Below are 18,083 nucleotides of genomic sequence, written 5' to 3'. Positions count from 1 at the left end.
TGGTGCCTACAGCCAGTCGCGCTTCTTGAACGAGATGTACAGGCTCACCGAGGTTCCCGCGATCAGCGCGAGCGAGAACCAGACGCCCCACGTCGTTCCGAAGCCGATGAACTTCAGATTCTGGCCGAAGAAGCCGGTTATCGCCGTCGGCACCGCGATGATGGCCGCCCAGCTGGTGACCTTCTTCATCACGAGGTTCATGTTGTTGCTCTGGATGCTGAGGTTTGTCTCGAGGATCGTCGCGACCAGGTCGCGCAGGGCATCCGCTGATTCGGCGGAGCGGATGGCGTGGTCGTAGAGATCCTGGTAATACGGGCGCATGTCGATGGCGATGTTCTCGGCATCCCGCTGCATGAACGCGTTGAGAACCTCGCGCATCGGCTGGATGGAGCGCCGCAGCTCGACCAGAGATTTGCGCAGCTCGAACGACTTGCGCACGACCGATTCGTCATGCGGCCGGTTCTCGAACAGATTGTCTTCGAGGCTGTCGATGCCGGCATCCAAGAGCTGCACGGCATCCAGATGACCGTCGACGATCACGTCGAGCAGCCCCCAGAGCAGAAATGAGACGCCGAACCTCGCGAGGTCTTTGTTCTCGTCCCAGCGCTTCTTGACCGCGCTCATGTCGAAGGCGGGCTCGTGCACCGTGATGAGGGCATGCGGTGTGATGAACGCGCGCACCTCGGTCTTGGTCAGCTCGCTGGTCTTCGGGTCGAACCGCAACGCGTACACGGCGAGGAAGAGGTGGGTGTCGTAGCGGTCGACCTTGGGACGCTGATGCGCGTTGACGGCGTCTTCGACGGCGAGCGGATGCAGCGACAGCTCCTCCTCGATGGCCGCCAGATCCTGCGCGGTGGGCGACTCGAAATCGCCCCAGACCGACGAGTCTGGTTCGGAAATGTGATCAGAGATGCTGTCGACCGGAAAGTCCTGCATGGTGAGCGCACCAGCGCAGTAGAGGCGAGTGGTGACCATGCGGGCAATGCTAGCCCTTGCCCCTTTGCTAATCTGGGGTTTGCTTACGGGCGAGGGTGCGCCGCAGTACCCCGGAGAGAGCAATCACACATTCATGACTACACCTGAAGAATCCGCAGCAGCAGCAGCAGCAGCAGCAGGATCCGAGCCGAGCCTCGTCGTTGCAGGCGAATACAGCTTCATCGTCGTCTCGAACCGTCTCCCCGTCGACCGGGTGATCGACGCCGAGGGTAACGCGAGCTGGGCCGGTTCCCCCGGGGGACTGGTGACGGCGCTCGAACCCGTCATGCGCAAGAACGAGGGCGCGTGGATCGGATGGGGCGGGCAGCCGGATCTGGAGTTCGAGCCGTTCGACAGCGACGGCATCCGTGTCATTCCCGTTCCGCTTTCCGCCGACGAGATCGAGAATTACTACGAGGGCTTCTCTAACGACACCCTCTGGCCGCTCTATCACGACGTGATTGCGCCGCCGAGCTTCCATCGCGAGTGGTGGGAGAGCTACGTCGAGGTCAACCAGCGCTTCGCCCGCGCAGCCGCCGAGGCGGCTGCCGAGGGTGCGATCGTCTGGGTGCAGGATTATCAGCTGCAGCTGGTGCCGAAGATGCTGCGCGAGCTGCGGCCCGACCTCACGATCGGGTTCTTCAACCACATCCCGTTCCCGCCATACGGCATCTACTCGCAGCTGCCCTGGCGCGCCCAGATCGTCGAGGGCCTACTCGGGGCCGACGTGATCGGCTTCCAGCGGGTGGCAGACGCCAGCAATTTCCAGCGCGCGGTTCGCCGGCTCAAGGGCTACGTCACCAAGGGCACGCAGGTGGAGGTGCCGCTCGTCGACCAGACCCCGGGCGTGCGGGTATTCGGCCCGATCAAACGTCAGGGTAACTTCCGCACGGTGATCGCCCGTGCCTTCCCGATCTCGATCGACTCCGCGAGCTTCGAAGAACTGGCCCGCAGCGCGTCGGTGCAGGAGCGCGCGCAGCAGATTCGCGAAGAGCTCGGTAACCCGAAGACGGTGATGCTCGGCGTCGACCGGCTCGACTACACCAAGGGCATAGGCCATCGGTTGAAGGCCTACGGCGAGCTGCTCGCCGAGGGCAAGCTCAGCGCCGAGGACGTCACCCTGGTGCAGGTCGCGAACCCCAGCCGCGAGCGGGTGCAGGCCTACATGGAGCTGCGGGATGAGATCGAGCTCACGGTCGGCCGCATCAACGGTGACTACGGCACCATCGCCCACTCGCCGATCAGCTACCAGCATCACGGATTTCCGCGAGACGAGATGGTGGCGCTCTACCTCGCCGCCGACGTCATGCTGGTCACCGCTCTCCGCGATGGAATGAACCTCGTCGCCAAGGAGTACGTCGCCTGCCGCTTCGACGACGACGGCGTGCTGGTGCTCAGCGAGTTCGCGGGCGCCTCCGACGAGTTGAAGCGCGCACTGCTGATCAACCCGCACGACATCGAGGGCCTCAAGGAGGTCATATTGCAGGCGATCGGTATGCCCAAGCGTGACCGGCGTGCCCGCATGCGCTCGCTGCGCAAACGCGTGCTCGAGCACGATGTCTCGCGCTGGTCGAACGAGTTCCTCCAGGTGCTCGGCAGCTACGCCCATCACGGGTCGGCGGGGCACGAACTGCGCTGATGGTCGACGTCGATACCCCTCCCGCCTATTCCCGCCTGCCCGAGCCGTTCATCGGTGCGCTGCGTGAGCTCGCCCGCACCAAGCGTCTGCTGATCGCGCTCGACTTCGACGGCACCCTCGCGCCCGAGGTCGACGTTCCGGAGCAGGCCCGAGCCCTGCCCGAGGCCCGCGCTGCCGTGCTGCGGCTGGCCCGGATGCCGAACACCCGGGTCGCGCTCGTCTCCGGCCGGGCCCTGAAAAGCCTCATCCACGTGGCCGATGTTCCCGACAGCGTGCTGCTCGTGGGCTCGCACGGCATCGAGTTGCGCCTCGACGATCCGAAGGACGCCGTGTCGCTCAACACCACCGAGCTGCAGCGGGTCGACGTGCTGAAGGACGTGCTGAACGAGGTCGCCGACAACTTCGACCAGGTCTGGATCGAGCCGAAGCCCGCCGGCTTCGCGCTGCATACCAGGCTCGCGACGGAGCACAATTCTCGAATCGCCCACCTCGTGGCGCGTCAGGAGACGGCCGCAGAAGATTCCGGTCTCACGGTGCGCGACGGCAAGAACGTGCTCGAGTTCTCGGTGCGGTCGACCACCAAGGGCGAGGCGGTGCAGCACCTGCGCGAGTACACCGCGGCCAGCGCCGTCTTCTACGCCGGCGACGATGTCACCGACGAAGACGCGTTCGACGCGCTCGGTGCGGATGACGTCGGCCTCAAGAGCGGCGAGGGCGCGACACTGGCGAACTTCCGGGTGGCCGGACCGATCGACGTGGCGCGGGCGCTCAATCTGCTCGCCGACCTGCGCGACGGCGACGTCCACGAGCAGTAGCGCAAGAGCATACCCCGCGCGCCCCTAAACTCGTCACATGCCGGAAACAGTTGACTGGAAGCCCCGTTCTCGCGTCGTCACCGACGGAATCGAAGCCACCACCAGCCGCGGGATGCTTCGCGCGGTCGGAATGGGAGACGCCGATTGGGAGAAGCCGCAGATCGGTATCGCCAGCTCGTGGAACGAGATCACCCCCTGCAACCTCTCGCTCGACCGCCTCGCGCAGGCGTCCAAGGAGGGCGTGCACTCCGGCGGTGGCTACCCGCTGCAGTTCGGCACCATCTCCGTCAGCGACGGCATCTCGATGGGTCACGTCGGCATGCACTTCTCGCTGGTCAGCCGCGAGGTCATCGCCGACTCGGTCGAGGTGGTCATGGAGGCCGAGCGCCTCGACGGCTCCGTTCTTCTGGCCGGCTGTGACAAGTCGCTGCCCGGCATGCTCATGGCCGCCGCTCGACTGAACCTCGCATCCGTCTTCCTCTACGCCGGCTCCATCGCGCCCGGCTGGGTCAAGCTCACCGACGGCACCGAGAAGGAGATCACGATCATCGACTCCTTCGAGGCGGTCGGAGGTCTCAAGGCCGGCACGATGAGCGCGGAGGATGCGCACCGCATCGAGTGCGCCTTCGCCCCGGGCGAGGGTGCTTGTGGCGGCATGTACACCGCCAACACCATGGCCAGCGTCGCCGAAGCACTCGGGATGTCGCTGCCGGGCTCCACGAGTCCGGCCAGCGCCGACCGCCGTCGCGATTACTTCGCGCACCGCTCGGGCGAGGCCGTCGTGAACATGCTGCGCCTCGGCATCACCACCCGCGGCATCCTCACCAAGAAGGCCTTCGAGAACGCGATCACGGTCGCCATGGCGCTCGGCGGCTCGACCAACGTCGTTCTCCATCTGCTCGCCATCGCGCACGAGGCCGAGGTCGACCTCACCATCGACGACTTCAACCGCATCGGCGACAAGGTTCCTCACCTCGCCGACATGAAGCCGTTCGGTCGTTTCGTCATGGCCGACATCGACCGGCACGGCGGCATCCCGGTGCTGATGAAGGCGCTGCTCGACGCGGGACTGCTGCACGGAGACTGCCTCACCGTGACCGGCAAGACGGTCGCCGAGAACCTGGCGGAGCTGAACCCCGACGCGCTCGACGGCACGGTGCTGCGCACCCTCGACAACCCGATCCACAAGACCGGCGGACTCACCATCCTCAAGGGCTCGCTGGCTCCCGGCGGTGCCGTCGTCAAGACCGCCGGCTTCGACGCCGACGTGTTCGAGGGCCCGGCGCGGGTGTTCCAGCGCGAGCGCGAGGCAATGGATGCCCTCACGGAGGGCACGATCCAGAAGGGCGACATCGTCGTCATCACCTATGAGGGCCCGAAGGGCGGCCCCGGCATGCGCGAGATGCTCGCCATCACCGCGGCCATCAAGGGCGCCGGGCTCGGCAAGGATGTACTACTCTTGACGGACGGCAGATTCTCAGGCGGCACAACCGGACTGTGTATCGGCCACATAGCACCCGAAGCGGTGGACGCAGGTCCTATCGCCTTCGTGCGCGATGGTGATCTAATACGGGTCGATATCGCCGCTCGCTCCCTCGACCTACTCGTCGAGCCCGCTGAGCTCGCAGCTCGCCGCTCTGGCTGGGCTCCGCTTCCCCCGCGCTACACCCGTGGCGTCCTCGCGAAATACGCCAAGCTCGTGCACTCCGCCGCGGAGGGCGCCATCACTGGCTAACACCAGTACCGGCTGATCGCCTCACCATCTCACTCGCGCACCACAGATACCCAAGGAATCATCGATGCCCACGGAATCCAGCCCCGTGCCTGCCGCCGGTAAATCCACGCCGAAGTCCCCCGAGATCCTCACCGGCTCGGGCCAGATCCTGCGCTCCCTCGAAGCGCTGGGAATTACGGATGTCTTCGGCCTGCCCGGTGGCGCGATCATGCCCTTCTACGACGAGCTCATGTCCTCCACCGGCATCCGTCACATCCTCGTGCGGCACGAGCAGGGTGCCGGACATGCCGCTGAGGGCTACGCCTCGTCGTCCAACCGCATCGGCGTCGCCATCGCGACCTCCGGCCCGGGCGCGACCAACCTGGTCACCGCCATCGCGGATGCCTACATGGACTCGGTGCCGCTGCTCGCGATCACCGGGCAGGTGTTCTCGACCCTGATGGGCACGGACGCCTTCCAGGAGGTCGACATCTCCGGCATCACCATGCCGATCACCAAGCACTCCTTCCTGGTGACGCGTCCCGAGGACGTGCCGGCCACGATCGCGGCCGCGGTGCACATCGCCACGACCGGCCGCCCCGGGCCCGTGCTGGTGGACGTCACCAAAGACGCCCAGCAGGCCAGCGCGCCGTTCATCTGGCCGCCCAAGGTCGACCTGCCCGGCTACCGCCCGGTGACGAAGGCCCACGGCAAGCAGATCCAGGCAGCGGCACAGCTGCTGGCCGAGGCGAAGCGGCCCGTCTTCTATGTGGGTGGCGGGGTAATCCGGGCCCAGGCATCCGCTGAACTGCTCGAACTGGCCGAGGCCGTTGGCGCGCCCGTCGTCACCACGCTGATGGCCCGCGGCGCATTCCCTGACTCGAACCCGCTCAACCTCGGCATGCCTGGCATGCACGGCACGGTGCCCGCGGTGCTCTCCATTCAGGAATCCGACCTGCTGATCTCGCTCGGGGCGCGCTTCGACGACCGGGTGACCGGCAAGCCGAGCGAGTTCGCCCCGCACGCCAAGGTCGTCCATGTGGATATCGATCCAGCCGAGATCTCGAAGATCCGCGTGGCGGATGTTCCGATCGTCGGCGATGCCAAAGATGTCATCGCCGATCTGACCACCGCGTTCGCCGAGGCGACCGCGAAGAGCGGAAAGCCCGATCTCACCGAATGGTGGACCCGGCTCGACCAGCTGCGCAAGCTCTACCCGCTCGGCTACGACGAGCCGGAAGATGGCCTGCTCAGCCCGCAGTACGTGATCCAACGCATCGGCCAGATCACCGGACCGGAGGCGGTCTATGCGTCCGGCGTTGGCCAGCACCAGATGTGGGCGGCGCAGTTCATCAAGTACGAGCGTCCCAACTCCTGGCTCAACTCCGGCGGCGCCGGCACCATGGGCTACGGCGTCCCGGCCGCCATGGGCGCCAAGGTGGCAGAGCCCGACCGCATCGTCTGGGCGATCGATGGCGACGGATGTTTCCAGATGACCAACCAGGAGCTCGCTACCTGCGTCATCAACAACATCCCGATCAAGGTCGCGATCATCAACAACTCCTCGCTCGGCATGGTGCGTCAGTGGCAGTCGCTGTTCTACGACGGCCGCCACTCGTTCACCGACCTCAACACGGGTCACGGCACGGCGATGGTTCCCGACTTCGTGAAGCTCGCCGACGCGTACGGTGCCCTGGGGCTCCGCGTGACGTCGAAAGACGAAGTGGACGCGGCCATCGAGCTGGCCAACGCTACCAACGACCGCCCGGTGGTGATCGACTTCATCGTGAGTCGCGACTCCATGGTCTGGCCGATGGTGCCGCAGGGCGTCGGCAACTCCTCAGTTCAGTACGCGCGCGACCACGCGCCCGAGTGGGAAGGCGAGTAACGCGATGAGTCACCACGTGCTCTCCCTGCTGGTCGAAGACAAGCCCGGCCTGCTCACGCGTGTTGCGGGGCTGTTCGCCCGTCGCGGGTTCAATATCGAATCCCTCGCCGTCGGTGCGAGCGAGATCCCCGGTCTCTCCCGCATCACCGTGGTGGTGGATGTCGAAGAACTTCCGCTCGAACAGGTCACCAAGCAGCTCAACAAGCTGATCAACGTGATCAAGATCGTCGAGCTCGACCCTGCACAGACCGTGCAGCGCGAGCACATGCTGATCAAGGTGCGCGTCGACAACACCACCCGCAGCCAGATCCTCGAGGCCGCCACCCTGTTCCGGGCCCGGATCGTGGATGTCGCCCCCGACGCCCTCGTGATCGAGGTCACCGGCGACACCGCGAAGGTGCAGGCGCTGCTGCGGGTGCTCGAGCCATATGGAATCAAGGAGATCGCCCAGTCGGGCCTTCTCGCCATCGGCCGTGGCGGCAAGAGCATTACCGAGCGGGTCTTCAAGAACTAGTCCGAATATCACGGTCCCTGAGCTTGTCGAAGGGCCGGATCGAGATCTTTCCAACTAAAAAAGAACCACGAAACAGCCGATTTCGATACGCGTCCTCGTCCCTCGGGCGCTACGCAATCAGCGGAAAACGAAAAGGAAAAGCACAGTGACCGAAATCTTCTACGACAACGACGCCGACCTCGCACTCATCCAGGGCAAGAAGGTCGCTGTCATCGGCTACGGATCGCAAGGCCACGCCCACGCGCAGAACCTCCGCGACTCGGGCGTCGAGGTCGTCGTCGGCCTCAAGCCCGACTCGAAGTCGGTCGCGAAGGCGCAGGAGGCCGGCTTCACCGTGCTGACCGCTGCCGAGGCATCCGCGTGGGCCGACGTCATCGTCATCCTGGCGCCCGACCAGCACCAGCGTGGGCTCTACGCCGCAGACATCCAGCCGCACCTCGCCGACGGCAAGGCCATCCTGTTCGGTCACGGCTTCAACATCCGCTTCGGCTACATCACCGCGCCTGAGGGTGTCGACGTGATCATGGTCGCCCCGAAGGGACCCGGTCACACCGTGCGCCGCGAGTACGAGGCCGGCCGTGGTGTGCCGGTGATCGTGGCCGTCGAGCAGGACGCATCGGGCCAGGCTTGGGACCTCGCCTGGTCGTACGCCAAGGCGATCGGCGGCCTGCGCGCCGGCGGCATCAAGACCACCTTCACCGAGGAGACCGAGACCGACCTGTTCGGCGAGCAGGCAGTTCTCTGCGGCGGTGTCTCGCAGCTCGTTCAGTATGGCTTCGAGACCCTGACCGAGGCCGGCTACCAGCCGCAGATCGCGTACTTCGAGGTGCTGCACGAGCTGAAGCTCATCGTCGACCTGATGTGGGAGGGTGGCATCGCCAAGCAGCGCTGGTCGGTCTCCGACACCGCTGAGTACGGCGACTACGTCTCCGGCCCGCGCGTCATCGACCCGCACGTGAAGGACAACATGCAGGCCGTTCTCGCGGACATCCAGTCGGGTGCCTTCGCCGAGCGCTTCATCGCGGACCAGGATGCGGGCGCCCCCGAGTTCCTCGCCCTGCGCGAGAAGGGTGCCGCGCACCCGATCGAGGCCACCGGCAAGGAGCTGCGTGCGCTCTTCGCCTGGAAGCAGCAGGACACCGATTACACCGATGGCTCCGCAGCGCGCTAAGTAGCCAGCTAAATACAGGAACGGCCCGGGTTCGAAAGAACCCGGGCTGTTTCGCTGTTCGCGGGCAGCGGCATCCGCTGTGCACCGTTTCCGAACTGCACTGTTTCCGAAACCGCCATCCCGGGCAGTTCGGGGAGGAAATCTAGTTGAGGACGTTGACCAGGGCGATGACACCCGTGATGATGCCGCCCCAGACCAGGGCGGACACGCCGAAAGCGACCGCGAGTCCCTGGATGCGACGGCGGTGCTTGAGGGCGCTCTCACCGGCCGCGGCGAAGACGGCCGCGCGCGGGAGAGTCCGGTCGGTCGAATCGGCAATGCTGGTCATCGGAGCCCCCGCTCGTGTGACACCCCCGTGCCACGACTCCAGGGTAGGGCCTGGGGCCGGGGATTGCGAGGATTCACCCCCGGAATGGGGGGCACGGTGCGGGTTCATGGCCTGCACCCTACGCCGAGAGCCTGCGGAAAGCGGGAGAACCGCCCTAGATGACCTGCGCAGGGCGAGTCACGGCTTCACCGGGGAATGTGCATCCAGACCATGCCGCTGAGGTCGAGCTGCGTTGCGTCGCCCTCGTCGATCACCGTCATCAGCACGTCGTCGCAATGGGAACACCGCACGACGTAGGCGCGCGGCTGCACGTAGACCATCGCTTGTGCGAGCATCGCGACCTCGCCGCATGTTACGCAGCGAGCGGACGCGACCGTCACGTCGAACCTGAACAGCTCCGACAGCGGACCGGCCAGAATGTTGCCGTCGACATGGCTTGTCATCACGCACCTCCGAAGCGTTCGGTCTTCACGCGTGCTGGCGGATGGCCCAGGTTCACCAGCGCGTCTGCGACCGCCTCGACGAACCCCGTCGGGCCGCAGACGAACACCATCGGGTTGTTGTCTGCCGCGATGGTGTTGGCGGCCAGGTCGGCGGGGGAAATCCGCGCGGCGGGGCGAGGCCAGTCATCCGGAGTCCTGCGGGTGTACAGCCACGTGACGTCGAGCCCGGGCGCCGGGGCCTCGAGCTCCGCGCGGAAGAAGGCGTCTTCGGGCGTGCGCACCGAGTAGAGCAAGCGGAACGGCGTCGCGCTCTTCGCTGCTGCCCTGGCACGCGTCATCGCGATCAGCGGAACAATGCCGGAACCACCGCCGATGAGCTGCACCGGTCCGATGTCGTCGGGGCGCCAGACGAACCAGCCGCCGAGCGGCCCGCGGAGTTCCAGCTGGTCGCCGACCATGACATCCTCGACGAGGTACGGCGAAACCTCGCCGTCCGGCACCTCGTCGACGGCGAGCTGGATGCGCTCGCCCGGGCCTGCCGAGGCGATCGAATAGGAGCGCACCGCCTGATAGCCGTCGGGTGCGGTCAGCCGCAGGTCGGTGTGCTGGCCCGCGAGGTTGCCGGTCCAGCCGGGCACGTCGATGGTGAGGCTGCGACCGGATGTCGACTCCCGCGCGGCCGAGACCACGGTGCCGACGCGCCAGACCGTCGTGTCGACGCCGCTCGCGGAGTCGACCTCGGTGTCGTGAAATAGCGGCGCGCTGAGGTCACTCACGAATAGCGCTGTTCCTTCCACGGGTCACCGTAGAGGTTGTAGCCGTTCTGCTCCCAGAATCCGGGCTGGTCGGACTTCTGCATGACCAGGCCACGAATCCACTTCGCGCTCTTCCAGAAGTAGAGATGCGGAACGAGCAATCGTGCCGGGCCACCGTGCTCTGGATCGAGCGGCGCGCCGTCGAACTCGGTCACGATCCAGGCCTTGTTGCCCATGAGATCGGCGAGCGGCACGTTGGTGGTGTACCCGCCGTAGGAGTGCTCCATCACGTATTGATACGAGGTGTCGACGCCCTCGAAGAGGGTGTCGAGCGAGATTCCGCGCCAGTGCGTGCCGAGCTTCGACCAGCGCGTGACGCAGTGGATGTCCGTGTCGACATCGGCGATCGGGAGGGCGTGCAACTCGTCCCAGCTCCATTTGTGCACGGCGCCGGACTCGGTGGCGATCGAGAACTCCCACTCGTCGGTGTGGATGCGCGGCGTCGGACCGGCGGAAAGCACCGGGAAGTCCGTGGTCAGATACTGGCCGGGCGGCAAGTCGGGGTCGCTTTCGCGTCGATGTCCGCCGAACCCACGAGAAATCACAGCCATGTCCGGCCCCTTTCATCGAATGTGTCCAGATTAGTGATGCGGCGGCCAGGGCGGAAAGGGATTCGCTTAAGATCGACCGTATGGCATCCCTCGCGCTCGGCATCCCGTCGATTCGTCGCGACCCGGCGACCATTCCGCCGGTGGATGGTCGGCCCCAGGTGCCGGGCCTGATCGATCGGTTCGGGCGCACCGCTCGCGATCTGCGCATCTCGATCACCGAGAAGTGTTCGCTTCGCTGCACGTACTGCATGCCCGAAGCTGGGTTACCTTCGATCGCCCGCGACGACCTCCTCACCCCCGAGGAGATCGGACGGCTGGTGGGCATCGGCGTGCGCGATCTCGGCGTTCACGATGTGCGCTTCACCGGCGGAGAGCCGCTGATGCGGGCGGATCTGGCCGAGATCATCCGCAGGTCGTCCGCGGTCGGCGGCGGCGCATCCATCTCCATGACGACAAATGCGATCGGGCTCGACCACCGCATCCACGAGCTGGTCGAGGCCGGCCTCACCCGCATCAACATCTCGCTCGACACGGTCGACCGCGATCATTTCGCCCGCCTCACCCGGCGCGACCGGCTGCCGAGCGTCTTCGCCGGTATCCAGGCGGCCAAAGAGGCCGGGATGACGCCGCTCAAGATCAACGCCGTGCTCATGCGCGACACCCTGGCCGGGGCTGCCGATCTGCTCGAGTGGTCGCTGGCCAACGGCGTGCGACTGCGTTTCATCGAGCAGATGCCACTCGACGCCGACGAAGCATGGGCCCGCGACAACATGGTGGATGCTGCCGAGCTGCTCGATCTGCTCGGTGCGCGGTTCACGCTCACTCAGCCGCACCGCGAAGACCCGTCGGCACCGGCGGAGGAATGGCTGGTGAATGGCGGGCCGGCGACGGTCGGCATCATCGCCTCGGTGACGCGATCGTTCTGCGCCGACTGCGACCGCACCCGCATCACCGCGGAGGGCACCGTGCGCTCCTGCCTGTTCGGCGACGACGAGACCGACCTGCGTGCACTGCTGCGGGGCGGGGCGGATGATGCGACCATCGCCGACTGGTGGCGTGCGGCGATGTGGGGCAAGCAGGCCGGGCATGGAATGGATCGGGATGACTTCGTGCGCCCGCAGCGCAGCATGGGGGCCATCGGTGGCTGAGGTACTGATCCGCTACTTCGCCGCCGCCGCCGAGGCCGCTGGCGTCGAAGAAGAGTCGCTCGCCGCGGTGCCCACGGTTGGGGAGCTGCGCGCGACGCTGATCGAGCGGTATGGGGATGCGATGCGCCGGGTGCTCGCGTCCGGGTCGTTCCTCGTCGACGGGGTGGTGTCGCGCGATGACGGGCGTGCGGTCGGCGCCCGGGTCGACGTGCTTCCGCCGTTCGCCGGCGGCTGAGCCGCGGCATCCGCTCTCCCACCACCCCACGTTTGCCCGAATATGCAGACTTTCGGGGTCGAAAACCTGCATATTCGGGCAAACGTGAGAGATGGGGCAGACTCACTTGGTGAGGATTTCTACGCGGGCTGGTATTGCAGTGCTGATGGTGATCGGGCTTGCGGGGTGCGCTAGTGCGTCCGCTCGTCCGGCCGATGCGCGGGGGCCGTCGATCGCCGCCTTCGTGCGATCGGAGCTGAGCGCTCTGCCCGGTGTGAGCTCGGTTGACACGTCGCAGGTGTCGAAAGAGTCAGGATTGGTCGGGGAATGCGGCATTGCCAGCGCGTCATCGTCATCGACCCCCTCACCGTCGCCGCGGCCGACCGGGCCGGACTGCTGGGATGCCAGCCTGTGGCGCATCACGGTCTCCGTGACGATGGCGGAGACGGCAACCGCTGACGAGGCCTCCGCCGCGGCGACGGCCGAACGGCAGATCTCCGAGAAGTTCGCCGTGCCAGACGCGAAGCTGTGGGACGCCCAGTTCAGCCTGGGGCGCACGATCGGCGGCGCGGACACCGACACCACGCCGTACAGCGCGGGCAGGTTTCCGGTGTATCCGACCGTGTGGAAGACGCCCGGCGAATCCGTGCGGCAGGTGATGGCCGTGCTCGCCGTTCCGGGCGTCGTCAGCGTCGCACTCGGCCAGGCCGCTCCGGCGGTGATCGCCGAGAGCCCAGAGCACCTCGAGAGCGTGTACGACCTGGTGCAGAAATCACCCGCGCTCGCCTCCGCGAACGTCGCGACCGCACCGTTGCAGTACATCATCAGTCAGAACACGGGCGGCCCCGCGCTGAGCGGCAACTTCGGTTGAGTGGCGTCGCCGTAGGGGCTACAGGCCGACCCACTCGGTGGCGCCGTCGGCGAGATGTTGGCGCTTCCAGATCGGAACGGTCTGCTTGATCAGGTCGACCAGCTTTTCGCAGGCGGCGAAGGCTTCACCGCGGTGTCCGGCGGCGACCGCCGCGACCAGGGCGATGTCGCCCACCACGAGATGTCCGGTGCGGTGTGCAGCGGCGACGGGCAGTCCGGTCTCGGCGGTGATGGTCGCACAACACTCGGCCAGGAAGCGGGCGGCCTCCGGATGAGCCTGGTATTCGAGCGCACTGACCGCGAGCCCGTGATCGTGATTGCGCACGATCCCGCGGAAAGTCACCAGTGCTCCGTGCTCGTCCGAGAGCACGGTCTGTTCGATTGCTGCGGCGTCGAGCGGGGTGTCGGAGACCAGGGCGAACTCACTCATGCGCGCCTCCACCGGCGATCTGGGCGACGAGGTGCACGAGCAGCCCGTCGAGCACTTCCAGTCCGTCTTTCACCCCGCCGCGGGAGCCGGGCAGGTTGACGATTATGGTGCCGTCGGCGGTACCGGCCAGCCCGCGGCTCAGGGCCGCTGTCGGCGTTTTCGCCAGCCCCGCGGCGCGGATCGCCTCGGCGATGCCGGGCAACTGTCGGTCGAGATGGGGGAGCGTCGCCTCCGGGGTCTGGTCGGTCGGACTCAGCCCGGTGCCTCCGGTGGTCAGGATGACCGCGGGGTGACTGGCCACCACGCGGGTGACTTCGGCTGCGACATCCGCGTCTGCCACGACCGTGACGGCATCGACGGCGAATCCGTGTACGCGCAGCCAGTCGGCGATGAGCGGGCCGGTCGTGTCCTCGCGGACGCCAGCGGCGCCACCGGTCGAGGCCACGATCACGGCGGCGGCATTCGGCCGAAGCGGTGCGGGCGGGATGACGCCGTCTCTGGTCCAGTGCCCGCGCTTGCCGCCGGTCTTCTCCTCCAGTCGGATCTCGCCGAGCACCGCCGCGGGATCGACGGCCTTCACCATGTCGTGCAGCGTGAGCCCGGCGATGGCGACGGCCGTGAGCGCCTCCATCTCGACGCCGGTCTTACCGGTGGTCTTGGCGGTCGCGGAGATCAGGATCGCCTCATCGGTGTAGGCGAAGTCCACATTCACCGAGCTGAGCGGCAGCGGATGGCAGAGCGGAATGAGTGCGCTGGTCTGCTTGGCACCCAAGATGCCCGCGATGCGCGCGGTGGACAGCACGTCGGCCTTGGGCATCCCGTCGGCCTTCACGAGCGCGATGACCTCGGGGGTCGTCGTGAGGCGGCCGGATGCCGTGGCAGTGCGGGCGGTGACGGACTTGTCACCGACATCGACCATGTGGGCGCGACCCTCGGAGTCGAGATGGCTGAGGTCGCTCACAGGGCCAGAGTCTCCACGGTGTCGCCCTTCCTCAGTTGCACGGTCGCCTCGGGGATGTCGATCAACAGGTCGGATGCGGCGAGGCCCGCCACCAGGTGCGAGCTCGGGCCGCCGACGACGGTCACTCCATCTTCGCCCACGGCGCGACCGCGCAGCAGTTGACGCTTGCCCGGCACGGAGCGAACGTCGGTGTCGAGCACTCGAGACTGTCGCCGCGCGGCGGGCAGACCGGCCAGCTCGCGCAGCACGGGCGCAACGAACATCTCCACCGAGATCTGGGTGCTCACCGGGTTGCCGGGAAAGCTGATCACGGGCACGCCGTCGATCACGGCCGTCGCCTGCGGGCCGCCAGGCTGCATAGCGATGGTGGTCACGGTCGCGCCGAGCGGCTCGAGCACCTCGCGCACCACCTCGTAGTCGCCCATCGAGATACCGCCCGAGGTGATGACCAGATCGGCGGCATCGGTCGCGGCGGCGAGGGCAGCGCGGAAGGTGTCGTGGTCGTCGGTCACCCGCGCGCTGATGACGACGGATGCCCCGGCCGCCCGTACAGCAGACACGATTGCGATCGCGTTCGCGTCGTAGACCTGTCCTGGCTGGGGATCGACACCCGGCGCGGCGAGTTCCGCGCCGGTGGTGATCACGGCCACGCGAACCGGCGCAAGCACCTCGACGCTCGCGATTCCCGCGGCCGCCAGCGCGGCCAGGTGACGGGAGCGAAGCACGGTGGCGGCCGGAAGCAGTTCGTCGCCGGCGCGGAGGTCGCTGCCGCGATCGCGCACATACTCGCCGACCACGCGCGGCGTCTCGATGACGGCCACGCCGTCGACGACGGTCGTGTCTTCGACCGGAACCACGGCATCCGCCCCGTCGGGAACCACGGCGCCGGTCATGATGCGAACGGCGGTGCCCGGTGCGAGGGGAGCGGGCTGGCCGGGGCGGGCCGGAATCTCGCCGACGATCGGGAGCTTGGCCGGAACCGCGGCGATGTCGGAGGCCCGTACCGCGAAGCCGTCCATCTGCGAGTTGCGGAACAACGGCAGGTCGACCGGCGAGGTCACGGCGCGCGCGGTGATTCGCCCCAACGCCTCGTCGAGGGCAACGGTCTCGGTGCGGCGCTCGAACACGAGAAGCGACCGCATCAGCGCGGCGTGCTCGTCGACCGATGGCCGGTGCTGTCCGATGCGCATCGTCTCAGTACCGGGCGATCTCGGCATCGACCTCGCGCGACCAGGCGTCGATGCCGCCCTCGAGGTGTCGGGCGGTGACGCCGTGTTCGGCGAGGCGCTCCACCGCGGCGGCGGAGCGCACGCCGTGGTGGCAGTACAGCACCGCGCCGGTCGGTGGGTCGGCGAGCAACTCGTCCACGGTCGCGGCTCGTGATCCCGGAATGCTCGCGATCTCGACCTCCCACGGCTCGCGGATGTCGACCAGGTCGATGCCGTTGTCGTCCGTCGCGAGCTGCGTGGCGAGGTCGTTCGCGCTGAGTCCCGTGCCGACGCCGCAGAACAGGTCGTATTCGATCAGCTCGGTCACGGCCTCGGCCTCCGGGTCTCTCTCGTAGGAGAGCTCGCGAAATCCGCCGCTGAGCGAGTCGAAGGTGGTGACGCGCCCGATCAGCGGGTCGCCGATGCCGGTGATGATCTTGATCGCCTCGCCGGTCATCAGCGAGCCGATCACCGAGACCACTGTGGGGAGAACGCCGCCCGCCTCGCAGGAGAGAACGGAGCCTGGCGCCGGCGGTGTGGGGAACAGGTCGCGGTACTGCGGCCCGCGTTCGGCCCAGCTCACGCCGACCTGCCCGGCATACTGCGAGACGGCGCCCCAGACCAGCGGGATGCCGGTGAGCGTCGCCGCGTCGGCCGCCAGATAGCGGGTGGGGAAGTTGTCACTGCCGTCGAGGACGAGGTCATAGAGGGCGAAGAGTTCGAGGGCGGTGTCGGAGGTAAGTCGCTGGTCGATGATCTCGAGTCGGGTAGCCGGGTTGAGCGCGGCGATACTCTCGGCGGCCGAGGTGACCTTGGCGGCGCCGACATCCGCCGGCGTGTGGATGAGCTGGCGGTGCAGATTGCTGGTCTCGACACGGTCGTCGTCGACGATGCCGATCGCACCGATGCCGCTGGTCCCCACGCCCGCGGCGGCGAGGCTCGGGAGCACCGAACTGCCCAGTCCGCCCGCCCCGATGACGAGCACGCGGGCTCCGGCGAGTTTGGCCTGGGCTTTCTCCCCGAAGCCGGGGAGAGCGATTTGACGGCTGTAGCGCACGTCGGGAGAGAGGGTCTCGGACATCCCCCAATTCTCGCAGGTGGTGGGGGAATCGTCCGGGTGAGCCAGACAGTTCGGCCCATATCTCCGAGGATTCGGATATACACTCACCTCCATGTCGCAAATACGGATCAAAGATGCCGCGCTGTATCTGGGCGTGAGCGATGACACCGTGCGCCGCTGGATCGACCAGGGCGTGCTGACGAGCACGAAGGATGACTCCGGCCGCGCGGTCGTCGACGGACTGGCCCTGGCGACCCTCGCCCGTGAGCACGCGGTGCTCCCCGGCGACCCTTCCGGCATCGGGAGTTCGGCCCGCAACCGATTCGTCGGGTTGGTGACCAACATCGTCATGGACACCGTGATGGCGCAGGTCGAGCTGCAGTGCGGCCCGCATCGCGTGGTCTCCCTCATGAGCAGCGAGGCCGTGCGCGAACTCGGCCTCGAACCGGGATCGATCGCCGTGGCGGTCGTGAAGGCGACGACGGTGATCGTCGAAACCCCCGCATCCGCCTGACACGCATCCGCCTGACAAACGAAGGACCGCCGTGAAAAAGATCGTCATCGCCGCCGTGGCTCTCGGACTAATGCTCGGTGCAACCGCCTGCTCTGCTCCGAAACCGGCCGCCAGCCCGAGCACCACCGCCACGGCCGACACACTCAGCGGCAGCATCACCGTGTTCGGTGCCGCGTCGCTCACCAAGACCTTCACGAAGCTGGCCGCCAATTTCCAGAAGCTGCATCCGGGCGTGACGGTAGCGACCAGCTTCGCCGGCTCGGCCGACCTCGTCACCCAGATCACCGCGGGCGCACCGGCCGACGTCTTCGCCTCCGCCGACACGAAGAACATGGACAAGCTGACAACGGCGTCGCTGGTCGAGGGCACTCCCGTGGACTTCGCCACCAACGTGCTGGAGATCGCCGTACCGCCGTCGAACCCGGCGAACATCACGGACTTCGCCGATCTGGCTAAGCCCGGCGTCAAGACCGTCATCTGCGCTCCGGCCGTGCCCTGCGGTGCCGCAACGCTGACCGTGGAGACCGCTACCGGCGTGAAGCTCTCTCCCGTCAGCGAGGAGACCGCGGTCACCGACGTGCTGGGTAAGGTGAGCTCCGGACAGGCGGATGCCGGGCTCGTCTACGTCACAGACGTCACGGGCGCGGGTTCCTCCGTGAAGGGCATCCCGTTCGCGGACTCATCGAAGGCGGTCAACACGTATCCGATTGCCGCTCTCAAGGCGAGCAAGACGCCGAAGGTCGCCCAGGCCTTCATCGACTACGTCACCGGCAAGGTAGGGCAGAAGGTTCTCGCTGACGCCGGGTTCGGCAAGCCGTAATCCCT

The 18,083-nt window shown here is 67.1% G+C and carries 20 protein-coding genes; 11 read left to right on the top strand and 9 right to left on the bottom strand.

Translation table 11 applies throughout. The annotated features are described in order from the left end of the window. Window positions 1-6: 6 nt before the first annotated feature. Complete coding sequence (locus tag IV501_RS01895; RefSeq protein ID WP_200554711.1) at window positions 7-975, bottom strand: magnesium transporter CorA family protein; 969 nt, start codon at window positions 973-975, stop codon at window positions 7-9. A 94-nt stretch (window positions 976-1,069) separates the two neighbouring features. Between IV501_RS01895 and IV501_RS01890 the strand changes: the two genes are divergently transcribed. The 6 genes from IV501_RS01890 to ilvC all read left to right on the top strand — a co-directional run bounded on the left by IV501_RS01890 (window position 1,070) and on the right by ilvC (window position 8,716). Continuing rightward, complete coding sequence (locus tag IV501_RS01890; RefSeq protein WP_200554710.1) at window positions 1,070-2,614, top strand: alpha,alpha-trehalose-phosphate synthase (UDP-forming); 1,545 nt, start codon at window positions 1,070-1,072, stop codon at window positions 2,612-2,614. Further along, window positions 2,614-3,429, top strand: a complete 816-nt coding sequence (gene otsB, locus IV501_RS01885) for a trehalose-phosphatase (RefSeq protein ID WP_200554709.1) — start codon at window positions 2,614-2,616, stop codon at window positions 3,427-3,429. The genes IV501_RS01890 and otsB overlap by 1 nt, the downstream gene beginning before the upstream one ends. 37 nt (window positions 3,430-3,466) lie before the next feature. After that, the gene (gene ilvD, locus IV501_RS01880) at window positions 3,467-5,164 is read left to right on the top strand and encodes a dihydroxy-acid dehydratase (RefSeq protein ID WP_200554708.1); all 1,698 of its coding nucleotides are present in this window, start codon (window positions 3,467-3,469) and stop codon (window positions 5,162-5,164) included. Window positions 5,165-5,228: 64 nt separating this feature from the next. Beyond that, complete coding sequence (locus tag IV501_RS01875) at window positions 5,229-7,031, top strand: acetolactate synthase large subunit (protein ID WP_200554707.1); 1,803 nt, start codon at window positions 5,229-5,231, stop codon at window positions 7,029-7,031. A 4-nt stretch (window positions 7,032-7,035) separates the two neighbouring features. Further along, window positions 7,036-7,545, top strand: a complete 510-nt coding sequence (ilvN, locus tag IV501_RS01870) for an acetolactate synthase small subunit (RefSeq protein WP_200554706.1) — start codon at window positions 7,036-7,038, stop codon at window positions 7,543-7,545. Between the two features lie 85 nt (window positions 7,546-7,630). Then, on the top strand, window positions 7,631-8,716 hold the full coding sequence (ilvC, locus tag IV501_RS01865) for a ketol-acid reductoisomerase (protein WP_200555398.1): 1,086 nt from the start codon (window positions 7,631-7,633) through the stop codon (window positions 8,714-8,716). Window positions 8,717-8,858: 142 nt separating this feature from the next. On the opposite strand, the gene IV501_RS01860 is transcribed toward ilvC, so the two are convergent. The 4 genes from IV501_RS01860 to IV501_RS01845 form a co-directional block, all read right to left on the bottom strand. Next, window positions 8,859-9,044 carry a hypothetical protein gene (locus tag IV501_RS01860; protein ID WP_200554705.1) on the bottom strand — a complete coding sequence of 62 codons (186 nt, stop codon included), beginning with the start codon at window positions 9,042-9,044 and terminating at the stop codon, window positions 8,859-8,861. 185 nt (window positions 9,045-9,229) lie between these two features. Further along, the gene (locus IV501_RS01855; RefSeq protein ID WP_200554704.1) at window positions 9,230-9,487 is read right to left on the bottom strand and encodes a DUF6510 family protein; all 258 of its coding nucleotides are present in this window, start codon (window positions 9,485-9,487) and stop codon (window positions 9,230-9,232) included. After that, on the bottom strand, window positions 9,487-10,263 hold the full coding sequence (locus IV501_RS01850; protein ID WP_307812132.1) for a ferredoxin reductase: 777 nt from the start codon (window positions 10,261-10,263) through the stop codon (window positions 9,487-9,489). The genes IV501_RS01855 and IV501_RS01850 overlap by 1 nt, the downstream gene beginning before the upstream one ends. Further along, window positions 10,260-10,853: a sulfite oxidase-like oxidoreductase gene (locus IV501_RS01845; protein WP_200554703.1), complete on the bottom strand. Its 594-nt coding sequence runs from the start codon at window positions 10,851-10,853 to the stop codon at window positions 10,260-10,262. The genes IV501_RS01850 and IV501_RS01845 overlap by 4 nt, the downstream gene beginning before the upstream one ends. Before the next feature lie 80 nt (window positions 10,854-10,933). Between IV501_RS01845 and moaA the strand changes: the two genes are divergently transcribed. The 3 genes from moaA to IV501_RS01830 all read left to right on the top strand — a co-directional run bounded on the left by moaA (window position 10,934) and on the right by IV501_RS01830 (window position 13,086). Continuing rightward, a complete protein-coding gene (gene moaA, locus IV501_RS01840; protein WP_200554702.1) occupies window positions 10,934-12,001 on the top strand; it encodes a GTP 3',8-cyclase MoaA in 1,068 nt (355 codons plus the stop codon). Beyond that, the gene (locus IV501_RS01835; protein WP_200554701.1) at window positions 11,994-12,236 is read left to right on the top strand and encodes a MoaD/ThiS family protein; all 243 of its coding nucleotides are present in this window, start codon (window positions 11,994-11,996) and stop codon (window positions 12,234-12,236) included. The genes moaA and IV501_RS01835 overlap by 8 nt, the downstream gene beginning before the upstream one ends. Before the next feature lie 109 nt (window positions 12,237-12,345). Next, a complete protein-coding gene (locus IV501_RS01830) occupies window positions 12,346-13,086 on the top strand; it encodes a hypothetical protein (RefSeq protein ID WP_200554700.1) in 741 nt (246 codons plus the stop codon). An 18-nt stretch (window positions 13,087-13,104) separates the two neighbouring features. Here IV501_RS01830 and IV501_RS01825 read toward each other — a convergent pair whose 3' ends face one another. The 4 genes from IV501_RS01825 to IV501_RS01810 are packed head-to-tail and all read right to left on the bottom strand — an operon-like array spanning window position 13,105 to window position 16,765. Further along, window positions 13,105-13,515, bottom strand: a complete 411-nt coding sequence (locus tag IV501_RS01825; RefSeq protein ID WP_200554699.1) for a molybdenum cofactor biosynthesis protein MoaE — start codon at window positions 13,513-13,515, stop codon at window positions 13,105-13,107. After that, window positions 13,508-14,476: a bifunctional molybdenum cofactor biosynthesis protein MoaC/MoaB gene (moaCB, locus tag IV501_RS01820; RefSeq protein WP_200554698.1), complete on the bottom strand. Its 969-nt coding sequence runs from the start codon at window positions 14,474-14,476 to the stop codon at window positions 13,508-13,510. Before moaCB ends, IV501_RS01825 begins: the two co-directional genes overlap by 8 nt. Further along, window positions 14,473-15,666: a molybdopterin molybdotransferase MoeA gene (locus tag IV501_RS01815; protein WP_200554697.1), complete on the bottom strand. Its 1,194-nt coding sequence runs from the start codon at window positions 15,664-15,666 to the stop codon at window positions 14,473-14,475. The genes moaCB and IV501_RS01815 overlap by 4 nt, the downstream gene beginning before the upstream one ends. A gap of 4 nt (window positions 15,667-15,670) precedes the next feature. Continuing rightward, complete coding sequence (locus IV501_RS01810) at window positions 15,671-16,765, bottom strand: ThiF family adenylyltransferase (RefSeq protein ID WP_200554696.1); 1,095 nt, start codon at window positions 16,763-16,765, stop codon at window positions 15,671-15,673. A 91-nt stretch (window positions 16,766-16,856) separates the two neighbouring features. Here IV501_RS01810 and IV501_RS01805 point away from each other — a divergent pair, with 91 nt between their 5' ends. Next, window positions 16,857-17,258, top strand: coding sequence for a TOBE domain-containing protein (locus tag IV501_RS01805; protein ID WP_200554695.1), 402 nt, complete (start codon window positions 16,857-16,859; stop codon window positions 17,256-17,258). Window positions 17,259-17,328: 70 nt separating this feature from the next. Then, window positions 17,329-18,078 carry a molybdate ABC transporter substrate-binding protein gene (gene modA / locus IV501_RS01800; protein WP_200555396.1) on the top strand — a complete coding sequence of 250 codons (750 nt, stop codon included), beginning with the start codon at window positions 17,329-17,331 and terminating at the stop codon, window positions 18,076-18,078. The last annotated feature ends 5 nt before the right edge of the window (window positions 18,079-18,083 follow it).

The sequence above is a fragment of the Lacisediminihabitans changchengi genome, assembly GCF_016634425.1.
Classification (GTDB): Bacteria; Actinomycetota; Actinomycetes; order Actinomycetales; family Microbacteriaceae; genus Lacisediminihabitans; species Lacisediminihabitans changchengi.
Note: the sequence above shows the minus strand (reverse complement) of the source record. Positions and strands in the feature narration are given on the sequence as shown.